The organism is Oceaniovalibus guishaninsula JLT2003, assembly GCF_000299575.1.
Taxonomy (GTDB): Bacteria; Pseudomonadota; Alphaproteobacteria; order Rhodobacterales; family Rhodobacteraceae; genus Palleronia; species Palleronia guishaninsula.
The window spans coordinates 1-18085 of the sequence record NZ_AMGO01000052.1; the positions used below are offsets into that span (position 1 = coordinate 1).

General features: G+C 66.0%; 15 protein-coding genes and 1 pseudogene. 11 read left to right on the plus strand and 5 right to left on the minus strand.

Annotation, left to right across the window (positions count from 1 at the left end; genetic code table 11):
- From pstC to aroQ, 6 genes and pseudogenes are all read left to right on the plus strand, one after another.
- Positions 1-915: phosphate ABC transporter permease subunit PstC (pstC, locus tag OCGS_RS11185; RefSeq protein WP_040610966.1), on the plus strand; the 915-nt coding region annotated here is incomplete at its 5' end.
- Positions 912-2250 (plus strand): annotated as a pseudogene (pstA, locus tag OCGS_RS11190) (phosphate ABC transporter permease PstA). The gene pstC and the pseudogene pstA, both read left to right, overlap by 4 nt.
- Positions 2251-2293: 43 nt before the next feature.
- On the plus strand, positions 2294-3055 hold the full coding sequence (pstB, locus tag OCGS_RS11195) for a phosphate ABC transporter ATP-binding protein PstB (protein WP_238538254.1): 762 nt from the start codon (positions 2294-2296) through the stop codon (positions 3053-3055).
- Positions 3056-3058: 3 nt separating this feature from the next.
- Positions 3059-3772: a phosphate signaling complex protein PhoU gene (gene phoU, locus OCGS_RS11200; protein ID WP_007427355.1), complete on the plus strand. Its 714-nt coding sequence runs from the start codon at positions 3059-3061 to the stop codon at positions 3770-3772.
- A complete protein-coding gene (locus tag OCGS_RS11205) occupies positions 3772-4878 on the plus strand; it encodes an AI-2E family transporter (RefSeq protein ID WP_007427356.1) in 1107 nt (368 codons plus the stop codon). The genes phoU and OCGS_RS11205 overlap by 1 nt, the downstream gene beginning before the upstream one ends.
- A gap of 57 nt (positions 4879-4935) precedes the next feature.
- Positions 4936-5373, plus strand: coding sequence for a type II 3-dehydroquinate dehydratase (gene aroQ, locus OCGS_RS11210; RefSeq protein WP_007427357.1), 438 nt, complete (start codon positions 4936-4938; stop codon positions 5371-5373).
- 60 nt (positions 5374-5433) lie between these two features.
- Here aroQ and tsf read toward each other — a convergent pair whose 3' ends face one another.
- The gene (gene tsf, locus OCGS_RS11215) at positions 5434-6321 is read right to left on the minus strand and encodes a translation elongation factor Ts (protein WP_007427358.1); all 888 of its coding nucleotides are present in this window, start codon (positions 6319-6321) and stop codon (positions 5434-5436) included.
- A gap of 94 nt (positions 6322-6415) precedes the next feature.
- Positions 6416-7291, minus strand: coding sequence for a 30S ribosomal protein S2 (gene rpsB, locus OCGS_RS11220; protein ID WP_007427359.1), 876 nt, complete (start codon positions 7289-7291; stop codon positions 6416-6418).
- A 234-nt stretch (positions 7292-7525) separates the two neighbouring features.
- Here rpsB and OCGS_RS11225 point away from each other — a divergent pair, with 234 nt between their 5' ends.
- The 3 genes from OCGS_RS11225 (at position 7526) to OCGS_RS11235 (ending at position 10144) form a co-directional block, all read left to right on the plus strand.
- A complete protein-coding gene (locus OCGS_RS11225; RefSeq protein WP_007427360.1) occupies positions 7526-8425 on the plus strand; it encodes a PfkB family carbohydrate kinase in 900 nt (299 codons plus the stop codon).
- The gene (locus OCGS_RS11230) at positions 8422-9357 is read left to right on the plus strand and encodes a pseudouridine-5'-phosphate glycosidase (protein ID WP_007427361.1); all 936 of its coding nucleotides are present in this window, start codon (positions 8422-8424) and stop codon (positions 9355-9357) included. Before OCGS_RS11225 ends, OCGS_RS11230 begins: the two co-directional genes overlap by 4 nt.
- Positions 9358-9439: 82 nt before the next feature.
- The gene (locus OCGS_RS11235) at positions 9440-10144 is read left to right on the plus strand and encodes a DUF502 domain-containing protein (RefSeq protein ID WP_040610984.1); all 705 of its coding nucleotides are present in this window, start codon (positions 9440-9442) and stop codon (positions 10142-10144) included.
- On the opposite strand, the gene OCGS_RS11240 is transcribed toward OCGS_RS11235, so the two are convergent.
- Together OCGS_RS11240 and OCGS_RS11245 are read right to left on the minus strand one after the other, a co-directional pair.
- The gene (locus OCGS_RS11240) at positions 10145-11176 is read right to left on the minus strand and encodes a patatin-like phospholipase family protein (protein WP_007427363.1); all 1032 of its coding nucleotides are present in this window, start codon (positions 11174-11176) and stop codon (positions 10145-10147) included. It lies immediately after the preceding gene.
- A 53-nt stretch (positions 11177-11229) separates the two neighbouring features.
- A complete protein-coding gene (locus OCGS_RS11245) occupies positions 11230-12003 on the minus strand; it encodes a 3-hydroxybutyrate dehydrogenase (RefSeq protein ID WP_007427364.1) in 774 nt (257 codons plus the stop codon).
- A 314-nt stretch (positions 12004-12317) separates the two neighbouring features.
- On the opposite strand from OCGS_RS11245, the gene OCGS_RS11250 reads away from it, so the two are divergent.
- Both OCGS_RS11250 and OCGS_RS11255 read left to right on the plus strand, forming a co-directional pair.
- Entirely contained in the window at positions 12318-14126 is a 1809-nt protein-coding gene (locus OCGS_RS11250) for an extracellular solute-binding protein (RefSeq protein ID WP_040610967.1), read from the plus strand.
- Between the two features lie 58 nt (positions 14127-14184).
- Positions 14185-14532 carry a CsbD family protein gene (locus tag OCGS_RS11255; protein WP_007427366.1) on the plus strand — a complete coding sequence of 116 codons (348 nt, stop codon included), beginning with the start codon at positions 14185-14187 and terminating at the stop codon, positions 14530-14532.
- Between the two features lie 20 nt (positions 14533-14552).
- Here the strand turns inward: OCGS_RS11255 and mfd are convergent, their stop codons facing one another.
- Positions 14553-18059 (minus strand): transcription-repair coupling factor, encoded by a 3507-nt coding sequence (gene mfd / locus OCGS_RS11260; RefSeq protein ID WP_007427367.1) that lies wholly within the window; start codon positions 18057-18059, stop codon positions 14553-14555.
- Positions 18060-18085 lie beyond the last annotated feature (26 nt).

An 18085-nucleotide genomic window follows, 5' to 3' on the forward strand; every position in this document is an offset into this window, starting at 1 on the left:
ACGCGGCCCGATTTCGCGCGCGCAACAGCGTCGAGCCGGGGGGTGATGGCGCTGCTGATCGCGGCCGCGTCGGTCGCGGTCCTGACCACCATCGGCATCGTCGCGTCGCTGGTCTTCGAATCGGCCGCCTTCTTCCGCCAGTATCCCTGGACGGACTTCCTTTTCGGGCTGAACTGGTCGCCCAATTTCCGCGGCGATTCCGATCTGGGGATCCTGCCGCTGCTCTGGGGGACGCTCTATATCTCGGCCATCGCGCTGCTTGTCGCGGTGCCCATCGGCCTTTATTCCGCCATCTATCTCAGCGAATACGCCTCGCGCCCCGTGCGCGCCGTGGCCAAACCGCTGATCGAGGTGCTGGCGGGCATTCCCACCATCGTCTACGGCCTTTTCGCCCTGATCACCGTCGGCCCGCTGCTGCGCGATTGGTTCGCGCAGCCGATGGGCCTTGGCAATTCGGCGACTTCGGTGATGACGGCGGGGCTGGTGATGGGCGTCATGCTGATCCCCTTCGTCAGCTCGCTGTCCGACGACATCCTCAACGCCGTGCCGCAATCGCTGCGCGACGGCAGCCTCGGCCTAGGCGCCACCCGGTCCGAGACCATCCGCCGCGTCGTCGTGCCAGCCGCCCTGCCGGGCATCGTCGGCGCGGTGCTGCTGGCCGCCAGCCGCGCCATCGGCGAAACGATGATCGTCGTGCTGGGGGCGGGGGCGGCGGCCCGGCTGGATCTCAACCCGTTCGAGGCGATGACCACCGTCACCGTCAAGATCGTCAGCCAGCTGACCGGCGACACCGATTTCGCGTCGCCCGAAACGCTGGTGGCCTTCGCGCTGGGTCTCACGCTGTTCGTCATCACGCTGGCGCTGAACGTGCTGGCGCTCTACATCGTGCGCCGCTACCGGGAACAATACGAATGACCGACGCCGCGTCCGTTCCGCGCAAGGGATCGCTGCTGGTTCCCGACGACCGCACCCGCCGCCGCAATGCGGCCGAGCGGCGCTTCAGGCTCTACGGTCTCTTTGCCGTCTCGCTGGGCGTTCTGGCACTGGTCGTGCTGCTGACCTCGATCCTCGGCAACGGGCTGTCGGCGTTCCGCCAGACCTTCATCCAGCTCGACGTGGCCCTGCCGGCCGATCTGCTCGATCCCGCTGGCAACCGGGACGCCGCCGACATCGCCCGCGTCACGACCTTCGGTTATGCGCCCCTCGATCGCCGACGCGCTCGAGGCGCGGATGATCGCGCTGGGTCTCGACACCGACGCCATCGACCGCGAGGCCGCGGCGGCGCTGGTCTCGCGGCAGGCCCCCGCGACGCTGCGAAATTACGTCCGCGCCAATCCCGACGCCATCGGCACCATCCAGCCGTTCGAGTTTCTGGCAGGCGGCCGCATCGACGCCTATCTAAAGGGCGACGTGACCCTGCAAAGCGCCGAGCGCGACCGCAACGTGTCGCCCGCGCAATTGCGGCTGGCCGACGCGCTGCGCGAAGCGGGCACGCTGAAACAACGCTTCAACTTCGGCTTTCTGACCGATCCCGACGCGTCGGACCAGCGCCCCGAGGCGGCGGGCCTCGGCGTCGCCATTCTGGGCAGCCTCTACATGATGGCTATCGTTCTGGTCCTCGCGCTGCCCATCGGCGTCGCGGCTTCCGTCTATCTGGAGGAGTTCGCGCCGAAGAACCGCCTGACCGACATCGTCGAGGTCAACATCTCGAACCTCGCCGCGGTGCCGTCCATCGTGTTCGGGATCCTGGGGCTGGCCATCTTCATCAACTTCATGGGCCTGCCGCAATCGGCGCCCATCGTCGGCGGGCTGGTGCTGACGCTGATGACGCTGCCCACCATCATCATCTCGACCCGCGCGTCGCTGAAATCGGTGCCCCCCTCGATCCGCGACGCGGCGCTGGGGGTAGGGGCGTCGCGGATGCAGGCGGTATTCCACCATGTCCTGCCGCTGGCCGCGCCGGGCATCCTGACCGGCACGATCATCGGCCTGGCGCAGGCGCTGGGCGAAACCGCGCCGCTGCTGCTGATCGGCATGGTGGCCTTCGTGCGCGATCATCCGGGCGCGCCGCCCGAAGGTTTCTTCGACCCCGCCACGGCGCTGCCGGTGCAGATCTTCAACTGGACGCAGCGTTCCGACCCGGCCTTCGTCGAACGCGCCTCGGGGGCCATCATCGTGCTGCTGGTGTTCCTGCTGGCGATGAACGCGCTGGCCATCGTCCTGCGCCGCCGGTTCGAGAGACGCTGGTGACACCCCAAACCTCGACGCCCCCCAAATGAATGACGGATCGGCCATGCAGCCCACCAAGATCGCCGCCCGCGACGTGAATGTCTGGTATGGCGACGCCCATGCCATCAAGGATGTCAGCGTCGATATCGCCGACAACACCGTGACCGCCTTCATCGGGCCTTCGGGCTGCGGCAAGTCCACGTTCCTGCGCTGTCTCAACCGCATGAACGACACCATCGCCAGCGCCCGCGTGACCGGCGACATCCTGATCGACGACGAGGATATCTATGACCGCAAGGTCGATCCGGTGCAGCTTCGCGCCAAGGTCGGCATGGTCTTCCAGAAACCCAATCCGTTCCCGAAATCCATCTACGACAACGTGGCCTACGGCCCGCGCATCCACGGCCTCGCCAACGGCAAGGCCGCCCTGGACGAGATCGTGGAAAGCGCGCTGCGCCGCGCCGCCCTCTGGGACGAGGTGAAGGACCGTCTGACCGCCGCCGGCACCGGCCTGTCCGGCGGCCAGCAGCAGCGGCTTTGCATCGCGCGCGCCGTCGCCACCTCGCCCGAGATCCTGTTGATGGACGAACCCTGCTCGGCGCTCGATCCGATCGCGACGGATCAGGTCGAAAACCTGATCCACGACCTGCGGCGCAACTACTCGGTGGTGATCGTCACCCATTCCATGCAGCAGGCCAGCCGCGTCAGCCAGAAGACAGCCTATTTCCATCTGGGCAACATGGTCGAATATGGCGACACGACCGACATCTTCACCCGTCCGCGCGACCAGCGGACGGAAAACTACATCACCGGCCGGATCGGATAGACCATGCCAGACACCCCGCATATCTCGTCCGCCTTCGACCGCGACCTCGAGGCGCTTCAGGCGCTGGTGCTGGAAATGGGCGCACTGGTCCAGACCGCCATCCGCGAGGCGGCCCTGTCCTTCGATACCCGCGACGAGGATCTGGCCGCGCGCGTGCGCGCAGACGATGCCCGCATCGACGCGCTCGAGGAACGCATCAACGACGAGGCCGCGCGCATCATCGCCCTGCGCGCCCCGCGCGCCCGCGACATGCGGCTGGTCCTGTCGGTCATCAAGATCAGCGCCAATCTCGAACGCATCGGCGATTATGCCAAGAACCTGGCCAAGCGCACCGGCGTGCTGCTGCAACTGCCGCCCATCGAGGGCGCCGCCGCCTCGATCCGCCGGATGGCCCGCGAAGTCGAACGGATGCTGCACGACGTGCTGGCCGCCTACGCCGCGCGCGACCCCGATCTCGCCCTCGACGTGCGCAACCGCGACCACGAGATCGACCAGATGTATACCGCGCTTTTCCGCGAGTTTCTGACCTTCATGATGGAGGATCCGCGCAACATCACCGCCTGCATGCACCTGCATTTCATCGCCAAGAACATCGAACGCATGGGCGATCACGCGACATCCATCGCCGATCAGGTCATCTATACCGTGACCGGCGACATTCCCGTCGAAGACCGTCCCAAGGGCGACAGCACCTCGACCACGCATATGGCGCCCTGATGGCGGGAATCGGGGCAGGGGGCGGCACCACCCGGCTGGACCGGGCCGCGCAGATCTCGCTGATCGTGCTCGGCGTCTGCGCCGCCGCCGCCGCGCTGCAATATGCCGAAAGCCTGCTGGCGCCGGTGGTGCTGGCGCTCGTCATCGGCGTGGTGCTGTCGCCGATCTCGGATTTCTGGGAACGGATCGGCGCGCCGCGCGTCATCGGCGCGCTGACCAGCCTGATGCTGACGCTGGGCTTCGTGATCGTGCTGGTGATGCTGGTGCAGCCGGTGGCGTTCCGCGTCGTCAGCGCCTGGCCCACGATCCTGTCCGAAACGCGCGGCACCCTGGTCGAATTGCAGACCGCGTTCGAGGGGCTGCGCAATGTCGGGCAGGAGGTCGATCGCGCCCTGACCGGCGACGCGCCCCCGCCAACCGCCGCCGGGCCTGCCGACACATCCGTCATCGCCATCCCCGACACCGCCGACGCGCTGTTTCTTGCGCCCGCGGTCCTGGGTCAGACGGCGGTGTTCGCCGGAACGCTGTTCTTCTTCCTGCTGACCCGGCAGGAAGTCTATGCCTGGATCGCCCGCCGCATCGCGCCCGACACGATGACGCACGATGTGGCGATCCGGCTGCGGCTCGCCGAACGGCAGGTCGCGCGGTATTTCCTGACCATCACCGTCATCAATACCGGCCTCGGGGTTGCGGTGACGGCCGGGATGACGGCCCTGGGCATGCCCGAACCCTATGTCTGGGGCGCCGCCGCGACCTTGCTCAACTTCATTCTCTATCTCGGGCCGGCGATGCTGTTCGGCGCGTTCGTCATCGCCGGCATGGTGCAGTTCGACGGCATCGCGTCGCTGCTGCCGGCCTTGGTCTATGGCGGCATGAACCTGATCGAGGCGCAGTTCGTGACGCCCGCTGCCGTGGGCAAGCGGCTGTCGGTGAACCCGCTGCTGGTGTTTTTGGCGCTAATCGCGTTCCTTTGGTTCTGGGGGCCGCTGGGCGGCATCGTCGCCATTCCGCTGCTGCTCTGGGCGATGGTGCTGGCCAACGAAATCCGCATGACCCGCGACGACATCGCCGCCGCCGAACGCGAGGCGACCGAGATCGAGGGGTAAATCCGCTAATCAGAATTATGTAACCTAAGCGACTGCGCGATCCTGACGGAGCCTTCGATGACCCATATCCTCATTCTCAACGGACCGAACCTGAACCTGCTGGGCCAACGCCAGCCCGACACCTACGGCACCGCGACGCTGGCCGAGATCGAGGCGCAGTGCCGCCAGACTGCCACGGCCTTGCAGGTCGAAATCGACTTCGCGCAATCGAACCACGAAGGCGTCCTGATCGACCGCATCCATGCGGCGCGCGGCGTCTCGGCCGGGCTGATCCTGAATGCCGGGGCCTATACCCATACCTCCATCGCGCTGATGGATGCGATCCTGTCGGCCGAGCTGCCGACGATCGAGCTGCACCTGTCGAACATCCACGCGCGCGAAGGCTTTCGCCACCGTTCCTATATCGCGCGCGCCGCCATCGGGGTGATCTGCGGCTTCGGTCCCGCGGGCTACGATCTGGCGCTGCACGCGATGGCGCGCCACCTCGCCGCATGAAAACCGCATGAAAAAGGCGCCGCGATGGGCGCCTTCTCCGGTCGTTCCGTTACCGTCCGTTCAGCCCTGCGCGGCCCGCGCGACCTCGGCGGCGAAATCCTCTTTCGCCACCTCGATGCCCTCGCCGACTTCCAGCCGGACGAACCCGGTGATCGTGACGCCCGCCGCCTCGGCCGCGTCGGCCACGGTCCTGTCGGGATCGACGACGAAGGCCTGACCCAGCAGCGTCGCCTCGGCCATGAACTTCTTCATCCGGCCTTCCAGCATCTTCTCGATCACCTGATCGGGCTTGCCCGATTCGCGCGCGATGTCGGTCTGGACCTGACGCTCCTTCTCGACCAGCGCGGGGTCCAGATCGGCCTCGCCCAGGGCCGCCGGATTCGCCGCCGCGACATGCATCGCGACCTGGCGGCCGAACGCCTCGTCGCCGCCGGTCATCGCCACCAGCACGCCGATCTTGCCCATGCCCGGCGCCACCGCGTTGTGGACATAGGACACCACCGTATCGCCCGTCAGCCGCGACACGCGGCGCAGGGTCATGTTCTCGCCAATGGTGGCGATCTTGTCGGTGATCTGCTCGTCGATGGTCTTTTCGCCCATGGCGCTGGACTTCAGCATCTCCAGGCTGTCCCGCTCGGCGCCGCCGCGCAGGGCGACCTCGGCGATGTCGCCGGCCAGCTTCTGGAACTCGGCATTGCGCGCGACGAAATCGGTCTCGGAATTGATCTCGATGGCGACGCCCTGCCCGCCCTCGACCTTGACGGCCACCAGCCCCTCGGCGGCGGTGCGGCCCGATTTCTTGGCGGCCTTGGCCAGCCCCTTGGTGCGCAGCCAGTCGACGGCCGCTTCCATGTCGCCGTCGGTTTCCTGCAACGCCTTCTTGGCATCCATCATGCCGGCGCCGGTGCTTTCGCGCAGCTCTTTCACTTGTGCAGCGGTGATCGCCATATCGCGATACTCCTCTCGGATTGTCTTGTCGCGGATTGTCCTGTCGCGGACGGGTCCGCCCCGTCCGCGTTCGCCTGCGCCCTGCGGCGCGGGATCAGGCCTTCTGCTCGGCCGGCTTGTTGTCCAGATCGTAGGGCGCGTCCTTGGCGATGGCGTCGTTCGACACCGCCTCGTCCGACAGATCCAGCGGCGCATCGGCATTGGCCGGCGTCTCCAGGATCGGCTCGGCCAGATCCTCGGTCACGTCTTCCATCGCGCCCATATCGACGCCGGCGGCGTCCATTTGCGCCGACATGCCGTCCAGCGCCGCGCGGCTGACCAGATCGCAATAAAGCGCGATGGCGCGCGCCGCGTCGTCGTTGCCGGGGATGATATAGTCGATCCCGTCGGGCGACGAATTGCTGTCCACGACCGCGACGATGGGAATGCCCAGCTTCTTGGCTTCCAGAACCGCCAGATCCTCCTTGTTCACGTCGATGATGAACAGCAGGTCGGGCACGCCGCCCATTTCGCGGATCCCGCCCAGCGACGCGTTCAGCTTGGCCTGGTCGCGTTCCATCGACAGACGCTCGCGCTTGGTCAGGCCCTCGGCGCCCTCGGCCATCCGCTCGTCGATCTGCTTGAGGCGGTTGATCGACTGCGACACGGTCTGCCAGTTGGTCAGCGTCCCGCCCAGCCAGCGATGGTTCATGTAATACTGCGCGCAGCGCTCGGCCGCGTCGGCGATGGGCTTTTGCGCCTGCCGCTTGGTGCCCACGAACAGGATGCGCCCGTTCTTCGCCACCGTGTCGCGGATGACCTGCAACGCCTTGTCCAGCATCGGAACCGTCTGCGTCAGGTCGAGGATGTGGATCCCGTTGCGGTCGCCATAGATGTATTCGGCCATGCGCGGATTCCACCGCTGGGTCTGGTGGCCGAAGTGAACGCCAGCTTCCAGAAGCTGACGCAGATTGAACTCGGGAAGAGCCATCGCGCTATCCTTTTTCCGGTTTCATGCCTTGGCGGAACGTCTCAAGCCGCCCATGGGGGCGTCTCAACCGGCGGACCGCTTCGGGATGTCTCCCCGACGCGGACCAAGTCCCACCTGTGAAGTGTGGCCCCGTTACAGCGATCGCGCGCCGACCGCAAGACGGCCCGCGCGGGGATAGGCCGCGACGCCGCCCCGCCCTTGCGCCCCGCGCGCCGAGCGGCCATCACCACAGGCATGGATCCGGCCATCCTCTGCATCGGCTCCGTCCTTTGGGACGTGATCGGCCGCTCGCCTTCCGCGATGGGGCTGGGCAGCGACGTGCCCGGCCGCATCAGCCGCCTGCCGGGCGGCGTCGCTCTGAACATCGCCATGACGCTGCGCCGCTTCGGCCTGGCGCCCGCCCTTCTCAGCGCCGTGGGCCGCGACGACGAGGGCGACGCGCTGATCGCCGAGATCGCGGGCCTCGGGCTGCGCTGCGACCTGATATACCGCTCCGACGACCTGCCCACCGACCGCTACATGGCGATCGAGGGCGCGGGCGGCCTCGTCGCCGCCGTCGCCGACGCGCATTCGCTGGAACGCGCCGACGCGCGCATCCTCGCCCCGCTTAAGGACGGCCGCCTCGGCGCGCCGGACGCCCCGTTCGACGGCATCGCCGCGCTGGACGGCAACCTGACCGAGGGGCTTCTGGCCCGCATCGCGCAAGGTCCGTGGCTGGCGCGGGCCGATCTGCGCGTGGCCCCCGCCTCGCCCGGCAAGGTCGCGCGCCTGCAACCGCTGCTGTCGCATCCGCGCGCCACCTTCTACGTCAACCTCGAAGAGGCGCGGCTGCTGCTGAACGCGGCCCCCGGCGCGGGCCCCGCCACCGCCCTCGCCGCCGCCGCCGCCCTGCACGGCCGGGGCGCGGCCCGCGTCCTCGTGACCGATGGCGGGCGGTCGGCCGCGCTGGCCGATCCGCAGGGCGCGTTCGACGCCGCGCCGCCCGCCGTCATGGTGGCGCGCGTCACCGGGGCCGGCGACACCTTCATGGCCGCGCATATCGCCGCCGAACTGCGCGGGGAACAGGGGCCGGCCGCCCTGCGATCCGCGCTCGCCACCGCCGCATCCTACGTTTCCGGAGAAGTCGCATCATGACACCCCCCCTGTCCCTTTCGCCCGAGGTCGCCACCGCCCGCGACGAAGGTCGCGCCATCGTCGCGCTTGAATCGACCATCATCACCCACGGCATGCCCTTTCCCCGCAACGTCGAGACCGCCCGAGCGGCCGAGGACGCGATCCGCGACCGCGGCGCCACGCCCGCCACCATCGCGGTGGTCGAAGGCACGCTGCATATCGGCATGACCGGCGATCAGCTCGACCGTCTGGCCGCCGCCGGCAGCGTCGCCAAGCTCAGCCGCGCGGACCTGCCTGTCTGCATCGCCACCGGCGGCACTGGCGCCACCACGGTCGCCGCGACCATGATCGCCGCCCGCCTCGCCGGGATCGAGGTGTTCGCCACCGGCGGCATCGGCGGGGTGCATCGCGGCGCCGAACGCAGCTTCGACATTTCCGCCGATCTCAACGAACTGGCGCAGACGGCGGTGACGGTCGTGGCGTCGGGGGCCAAGGCGATCCTCGATCTGCCCAAGACCTGGGAGGTGCTGGAAACGCTGGGCGTGCCGGTCATCGCCTACGGCCAGGACAGCCTGCCCGCCTTCTGGTCGGCCGCCTCGCCCTATCCCGCGCCGCTGCGGCTCGATTCGCCCGAAGACATCGCCAGCGCCCATGTGACCCGCGGCAAGATGGGCCTGCCCGGCGGCCAGCTCGTCGCCAACCCGATCCCCCCCGAGGCCGAGATTCCCGCAGCCGACCTCGCGCCGATCATCGAACAGGCGCTGGCCGATGCCGAAACCCGCGGCATCAGCGCCAAGTCGGTGACGCCCTTCCTGCTGGCGCGGATATTCGAACTGACCGAAGGGCGCTCGCTCGAAGCCAACATCGCGCTGGTTCTCAACAATGCCGCTTTGGCCGCTGCCATTGCGCACGAAATCGGCGCGATCCGCACCGTCATGCGCGACGGATCCTGACCGCGCGCGTCCCCGTTCCAAATCCATTGCGGCAGCGCCCGCTTGGCCCTAGATGGACCAGGCCCTGCGGGATCTGCATCCAATGACGAAGCCCGACCTCGACCCGATTCCGCCTCTCCGCCGCCGCACCGCGTTCGGCGGCCTGCGGGCCAGTTTCCTGACCGGCCTCGTCGTCATCGCGCCCATCGGCCTGACGATCTGGCTGATCTGGGCCGTGATCGGCTGGATCGACGGGTTCGTCCTGCCGCTGATCCCCGACCGCTTCCAGCCCGAACATTATATCGGGATCAACCTGCGCGGCATCGGCGTCGTCATCTTCCTGGTCTTCACCGTTCTCGTCGGCTGGGCCGCCAAGGGCTATATCGGGCGGTCGCTTCTGCGCTTCGGCGAAAGCCTGGTGGATCGGATGCCGGTGATAAGGTCGGTCTATAACGGCCTGAAACAGATCGCGGAAACGGTCTTCGCCCAGTCCGACACGTCGTTCGACAAGGCGGTTCTGGTCGAATATCCGCGCAAGGGTCTTTGGGCGATCGCCTTCGTGGCGACCGACGCGCGGGGCGAAATTGCGGCCAGCATGCCCGGCGACGAACAGAAAGTATCGGTTTTCCTGCCGACCACGCCCAACCCGACCTCGGGCTTCTTGCTGTTCGTCAACCGCTCGGACCTGCGCGAACTGACGATGAGCGTCGAGGATGCGGCGAAACTGGTGATCTCCGCCGGCCTCGTCTATCCGCAGCCGAAGGAACCGGCGCGCGCGCCCGCCCGCAGGCCGCAGGCCGCCGAATGATCAGCCGAACATGGCACCCAGATCGACGGTCGGGCGCACGTTCAGATCGTCCAGATGCGCGTCAAGGAACCGCTGCGCCGCCGCCTGCCCGGCCGTCTTCAGCCGCGCCACTGTAACTGCGGTCGGTATGATCTTGGTGGCGACCGACAATTCGTTCATCAGCGCGTCGTCGGCGATCATGTGGATCTTGACGTTCCGCATCACCCCTTCGGGCATCCGCCCCTCGGCAATCAGTCGCCTGACGAAGTCTATCGCCCGAAGTTCACGCAGAAGCGAGGAATTGAAACTGATCTCGTTGATCCGGTTCAGGATCTCCTGCGGCGAAACGGGCAATTCCTCGCGGTGGATCGGGTTGATGTTGACCACCACGATATCGTCGGGAAACCGCCCCTCGTATAGGGGAAACAACGCCGGGTTCCCGGTATAGCCGCCGTCCCAATAGGCCTGCATCGTGCCGTCCTCGTCCGCCACCTCGACCGCCTGGAACAGCGTCGGCAGGCAGGCAGAGGCCATGATCGTCTTCGGCCCTATCTCCTCGCCCGTGAATACCCTGATCTTGCCGGTCCGCACATTGGTGGCGCAGACGAACAGCGCCGGACCTTCGGGCGCGCAGACATCCTCGAACTGCATCCGCGACAGCAGCCCTTCCAACGGGTTGGTATAGAACGGCCCCCAGACATAGGGGCTGACCATCCGGCTGATCGTGTCGGCGGCGGCATAGGCGGGCGATCCCTGGATCGCGCGGGCAAGCTGGGCCGTCGGGGGGGCCAGGTCGGACAGCCAGGCTGTCAGATGCTCGTCCCCGATTCCCGCCACCTCGCTCCACAGCCAGTCCAGGTTGGCGCGCGCCGCGTTAACCCCGCCGCGCACTATCCCGGCCTTGACCGCCGCGCCGTTCAGTGCCCCGGCCGAGGTGCCGGTGATCGCGGCGATCTCGATCTCGGGACATTGCAGCAGGACGTCCAGCGCGCCCCAGGTGAAGGCGCCGTGCGCGCCGCCCCCCTGAAGGGCGATGTTGATGCGTTTTGGCATGACCGTCCGATATGTACGTTTGGGCCTCTGAAATGTACAATTTGTACGTTTCGTCAGAGCGCGGTCCATCCGCCATCGACGCTGATCGTCGTTCCGGTGATCTGATCGGCGGCGGACGAACACAGGAAAACCGTCGTCCCGCCCATCTGCTCGACGGTCGCGAATTGCTTGCTGGGCTGCCGCTTCAGCATGACGTTGGCGATCACGTCCTCGCGGTTCATCCCGTATTCCTTCATGGTATCAGGGATTTGCGCCTCGACCAGCGGCGTCAGCACATAGCCGGGACAGATGGCGTTGCAGGTGATCGGCTCTTCCGCCGTCTCCAGCGCCACCGTCTTCGACAGCCCGACGATTCCATGCTTGGCGGCAATATACGCGCTTTTATAAGGACTTGCGGTCAACCCATGCGCCGAAGCGATGTTGACCACCCGCCCCCAACCCGCCTTGCGCATCATCGGCAGCGCCGACGCGATGGTATGGAAGGCCGATGTCAGGTTGATCGCGATGATCGCGTCCCACTTCTCGACCGGGAACTCGTCCACAGGTGCAACGTGTTGGATTCCCGCGTTATTCACCAGGATGTCGCAGACGCCCGCCTGCGCGATCAGTGCCCGGCACTCGTCGCCCTTTGACATGTCCGCCCGAATATACCGCGCCCCGACCCCGAACTCCTCCGCCACCGACGCGGCCAGCGCATGGTCGTCATCGGAATCGGTGAACGAATTCAGGACGATATCGGCCCCCGCGCGGGCAAGCTCACGCGCGATGCCCAACCCGATTCCCGAGGTGGATCCGGTGATGACGGCGGTCTTGTTCTTCAGCTGCATGGCTTCCTCGACTGGTCGTTCGGGCCGGACTATGCTGCACCTGCGAAAGGAACGCAAACGCCGCGACCGGGCGGGAATGCGAATCGGGGTGCCGCTTGGCCTGCACCGCGTTGATTCCAATAAAAAAACGCCCGCGCAAGGCGGGCGTCCAGTTATTGAGGCAGGTTCCATACAGGCACGAAACCTATCGAGCAGTGGTTCATATATACGCGACGTCCTGCTGATTTCAAATGGTAAATTTGAAACGCGGCTTCCAGCCGGGTAAGGTTTGGGTGATCGGATCGTCTTCGTTGCAATTCAGACATGGAATCATCATGGGTCTCGTCCAAAATACACGCATAGCGTGTATCGTCACGGCATTTCTTCTGGCATCCATCGCCAGTGCCCAGCCTCGGCATGGAATCGCGATGTATGGCGATCCGGCCCTGCCGCCCGACTTCACCGCCCTGCCCTATGCCAACCCGGACGCACCGAAGGGCGGGCGGATCGTGCAGGGCGAAGTCGGCAGCTTCGACAGCCTCAACCCTTTCATCCTGAAGGGAAATCCGCCGTGGCAGATGCAATTTCTGGTCTACGAATCGCTCATGGGCCGCAACTACGACGAGCCTTTCACGCTCTATGGCCTGTTGGCTGAATCGGTCGAGACCGCGCCCGACCGGTCCTGGGTGGAATTCACCTTACGTCCCGAAGCGACGTTTTCCGACGGAACGCCCGTGACCGTTGACGATGTATTATGGTCGTTCGAAACGCTTGGCACGGAAGGCCATCCGCGCTTTCACGGCGCCTGGCAGAAAGTCGCCAGTGCCGAACGGACCGGCGAGCGGACGGTTCGATTCACGTTCAACGAACGCGACGATGAATTGCCGCTGATCATGGGATTGCGTCCCATTCTGAAAAAGGCGCAATGGGACGGCAAGGATTTTTCGGCGTCGGGGCTGAACACGGTTCCTGTCGGATCGGGGCCCTACGTCATTGGAGATTACGAGGCGGGCCGGTATGTCACGCTGCTGCGCGACAAGGATTATTGGGGTGCCGACCTGCCTCTGCGGCGCGGGACCGGCAATCTCGATGAAGTGCGGATGGAATTCTTCGGCGACGGAACCGTGATGTTCGAGGCATTCAAGGGCGGCCTTCTGAACACCATGCGCGAGACCAACGCAAAGAAATGGGCCACGCAATACGACTTTCCCGCAATTCGTTCGGGCGATGTCGTCAAGTCGGAAATTCACCATCAACGCCCTTCGGGCATTACCGGGCTGGTCATGAATACCCGACGCGCACCGTTCGACGACTGGCGCGTTCGGGAGGCGATGATTCTTGCTTTCAACTTCGAGTTTATCAACCAGACCCTCAACGGCGGCAACGCGCCGCGGATCACCAGCTATTTCTCCAATTCCGACCTTGGGATGCTGGACGGTGCGGCAACGGGACGCACCGCCGATTTGCTGGCGCCCTTCGCCGACACTTTGTTGCCCGGCACGCTGGACGGGTATGAGATGCCGGTCAGCGACGGCACGGAACGCAATCGTCGCAACACTGCCCGCGCGCTCGACCTGTTGGCAGAGGCCGGCTGGCAGGTCGGCCCCGGCGGCACGCTGCGCAATGCGGACGGCGAGCCGTTCGAATTTACCATCCTTCTCAACCAGGGCGACAACGAGTCGCAGCAGGTGGTCGATCTTTATGCTGCGGCGCTGAAACGGCTGGGGATCGCGCCGCGCATCCTGAGCGTGGACAGCGCGCAATATGTTCAACGCACGCAGGAATTCGACTTCGACATGACGTGGTACACCCGCGCGCTGTCGCTCAGCCCCGGCAACGAACAGAAGCTCTATTGGGGCGAGGGGTCGGCCGACACGCCCGGATCGCGCAACTGGATGGGTGCCGACGATCCCGCCATCGACGCGATGATCGACGCGATGCTGACATCGGAGACGCCGCAGGATTTCGTCGCCGCGACGCGGGCGCTTGACAGGCTGCTGACGGCCGGACGCTATGTCATCCCCATCTGGCACAACCCGGTATCCTGGATCGCGCACGATGCACGCCTGCATTACCCGCCCGACACGTCGATCTACGGTGACTGGATCGGATTCCAGCCCGATGTCTGGTGGTGGCAGGACTGACACGGAACAGGCGAACGGCCTGTGCATTGGCCGGGCGTAGCAGCCTCGGAGAAAGTCGATGAAGTGGAAGACCGTGCAGCAGAACTGGGAAGCCTTCGTGGTTCCGATGCAGCAGCGATGGCCGCAGACGACCGAGGTTGACCTGCTGGATATCGACGGCGACCGCGACCGTCTGGTGGCCTATATCGGCGACCGGCACGAATTGACCCGCGCCGAGGCGGACGAAGAGGTGGCCGAATGGCTGGAAGGCGCGGTGCCGGCGGACGTGCAGATGGACGATCACATGGACAACGCCAATATCCGAAAGTCGGGCGAAAGCATTCCCGTGGGCGAGGACGTGTATTCGGACGACCGTGAATTCGGCGACGACAACGTGCCAGAAAGCCCCATGGGCCGAACCGACTGATCCGAACCCGACCGGCCGGATCAACCGGCCTTGGCCTTCTCGCGCTCGCCTTTCAGGTGGCGCGCGAGGTCCTGCGCGACGGCGAAACACCCCTTGATCCGGTCAGATTCCTTCGGCCAATCGTGCCGGACCACGATCTTGTTGTCCTTCACCTTCGCCGCGCCCTTCTGCGCCTCGATGAATTGCACCAGTCCGGCCGGGTTCGCGTATTTGTCGTTATGGAACTGGATCGTCGCGCCCTTCGGTCCGGCATCCAGCCGGGCGATTCCCGCGCGCTTGCATTCCGCCTTGATACGCACCACCAGAAGCAGCGTGTTGACCTCGCGCGGCAATTTGCCGAAGCGGTCGATCAGCTCGGCCGCGAACCCTTCCAGCTCCACCTTGGTGGTCAGGTCGGCCAGACGGCGATAAAGGCCCAGCCGCACGTCCAGATCGGGCACATACTCCTCGGGGATCAGGACGGGCACGCCGAGATTGATCTGCGGCGACCAGCCATCGTCGTTGCCAATGCCGTCCAGGCCGTCGAATTCGCCCGATTTCAGCTTGGCGATCGCGTCTTCCAGCATAGACTGATAAAGCTCGTATCCTACCTCGCGGATATTGCCCGATTGTTCCTCGCCGACCAGATTGCCGGCGCCGCGAATATCCAGATCCTGGCTGGCCAAGGTGAACCCCGCCCCCAGCGTGTCGAGCGATCCCAGAACGCGGAGACGCTTCTCGGCGGCGGGCGTCAGCTTGGCGCGCGGCTTGGTCGTCAGATAGGCGTAGGCACGGGTCTTGGCCCGCCCCACACGGCCCCGTATCTGATAAAGCTGCGCCAGCCCGAACATATCGGCCCGATGCACGATCATCGTATTGGCGGTCGGAATATCCAGGCCGGATTCCACGATGGTGGTGGCCAGCAGAACGTCATAAGCGCCGTCGTAAAAGGCGTTCATCCGATCGTCGAGCTCGCCCGCGGCCATCTGTCCGTTGGCCGTGACAAAGGTGATTTCGGGCACCTGATCGCGCAGGAACGCCTCCATCTCGGGCAGATCCTTGATGCGGGGCACCACGACGAAGGATTGTCCGCCGCGATAATGTTCGCGCAGCAGCGCCTCGCGCACGGTGATGGTGTCGAATTCGCTGACATAGGTGCGGATCGCCAGCCGGTCCACGGGCGGCGTGCCGATGATCGACAGATCGCGCACCCCGGTCAGCGACAGTTGCAGCGTGCGCGGGATCGGCGTCGCCGTTAGTGTCAGCACATGCACATCGGTGCGCAGCTGTTTCAGCCGTTCCTTGTGATTGACGCCGAAATGCTGCTCCTCGTCGACGATCATCAGGCCGAGGTTCTTGAATTTCACCGACTTCGACAGCAGGGCATGGGTGCCGATGACAATGTCGCAGGTGCCGTTCGCGATGCGCTGACGGGCCAGCGTGGCATCCTTCGCACTGACGAAGCGCGACAATTGCCGCACCTCGACCGGAAAGCCGCGGAAACGGTCGCTGAAGCTTTTGAAATGCTGGCGCGCCAGCAGCGTCGTGGGCGCGATGACGGCCACCTGCGTGCCCGACATCGCGGCAATGAAGGCCGCGCGCATGGCCACTTCGGTCTTGCCGAAGCCGACGTCGCCGACGATCAGCCGGTCCATCGGCGTGCCGCTGGCCATGTCCTCCATCACGTCCTCGATGGCCTTTAGCTGATCCTCGGTTTCCTCGTAGGGGAAGCGCGCGCTGAAATCCTCCCACATGCCGGTTGGCGGCTCCAGGATCGGGCCCTTGCGCAAAAGGCGCTCGGCGGCGATGCGGATCAGGCGGTCAGCGATCTCGCGGATGCGCTGCTTCAGGCGGGCCTTCTTGGCCTGCCACGCGCCGCCGCCCAGTTTGTCGAGAAGGCCCTCCTCGTGACCGAAGCGGCTGAGCAGCTCGATATTCTCGACCGGCAGATACAGCCTGTCGCCGCCTGCATATTCCAACAAAATGCATTCGTGCGCCGCGCCCAGCGCCGTCACGACCTCCAGCCCCTGATAGCGCCCGACGCCGTGATCGACATGCACCACCAGATCGCCGGGGCTGAGCGATTGCGCCTCGGTCAGGAAATTCTCGGCCCGGCGGCGCTTGGGCGTCTTGCGGATCAGCCGGTCGCCCAGCACGTCCTGTTCCGAGATGACGCAAAGCCGGTCGTCCTTCACCGCGCCTTCGAAGCCGTGCTCGAGCCCCCATACCGCAAGGAACAATCCGCCCTTGCCCTCGGGCACGTCGCGGAAATCGCGGATGCGGGTGGCACCGGTCACGCCCTCGTCCTTCATCAGCCCTTCCAGGCGCTCGCGCGCGCCTTCGGAATAGCTGGCGACGATGACCTGCCCTGTCTTGCGCTTTGCCTTCACGTGATCCGCCAGCGCGCCGAAAAGGCTGATCTTTTCCTGCTGCCGCTCGGGCGCGAAATTGCGCCCGATCCGCCCGCCGGCATCCGCCACGCCCGGCCCGCTGGCCTGCGCCAGAGGGTGAAACTGCACGGTGCGGTGATCGGCGGTGGCCGCGTCCCATCCCGCCTCGTCCAGGTAAAGCAGGGCGGGCGGCGCGGGTTTGTAAACGGTATCGACCCGGCCCTTGGCGGTCATCGCCTCGCGCCGGTTGTCGTACTGGTCGGCGATCCCTTCCCATCGGGCGATGCGACTGGGCGTCGTCTGATCGTCAAGACAGATCGTCGCCTCGGGCAGATAGTCGAAGATCGTCTCAAGCCGCTCGTGGAAGAAGCCCAGCCAATGCTCGACCCCTTGGTGCTTGCGGCCCGCGCTGACGGCTTCGTAGAGCGGATCGTCGGTGCCCGCCGCGCCGAATTCGATCCGATAGTTCTGGCGGAACCGGGTGATCGCGGCGTCGTCGAGGATCACCTCGGATACCGGGGCCAGTTCGACCGTTTCCAGCTTGTCGGTGGTGCGCTGGGTGGCGGGATCGAAGCGCCGCGCACCGTCCAGAACGTCACCGAACAGGTCCAGCCGGATCGGCCCCTCGTCCTTGCCGCCCTGCCCCGGCGCCCAGATGTCGATGATGCCGCCGCGAATGGCGTAGTCGCCCGGCTCCATCACCGTGGGCGCCTGCGTAAAGCCCATGCGCACCAGAAACCGGCGCAAAGCGTCCTCGTCCAGCCGGTCGCCGACGCGCGCGGTAAAGGCGGCGTCGCGCAACGTGTCGCGCGCCGGCACCCGCTGCGTCGCGGCGGCCACCGTCGTCAGCAAAACGAAGCGCTTGGGCATCGCATGGGTCAGCGCCGCCAGCGTCGCCATGCGCTGGGCCGAGATGTCGGCATTGGGCGACACGCGGTCATAGGGCAGGCAATCCCAGGCGGGAAACACGAAGACCGGCAGGGCGGGGTCGAAGAACGCCAGTGCCGCCTGCATCGCCGCCAGTCGCTTGTCGTCGCGCGCGACATGGACGACCGCGCCCGATCCGCCCTTGGCGGCCCGGTCGAGTTCGGCAAGGGTCAGGCGGGCATCGAACCCTTCGGGCGCCCCGCCCAGCGTGATCTTTTCGGTCTTCGGCATGGAAAAGGCAGGTATAGGGCGCGCCG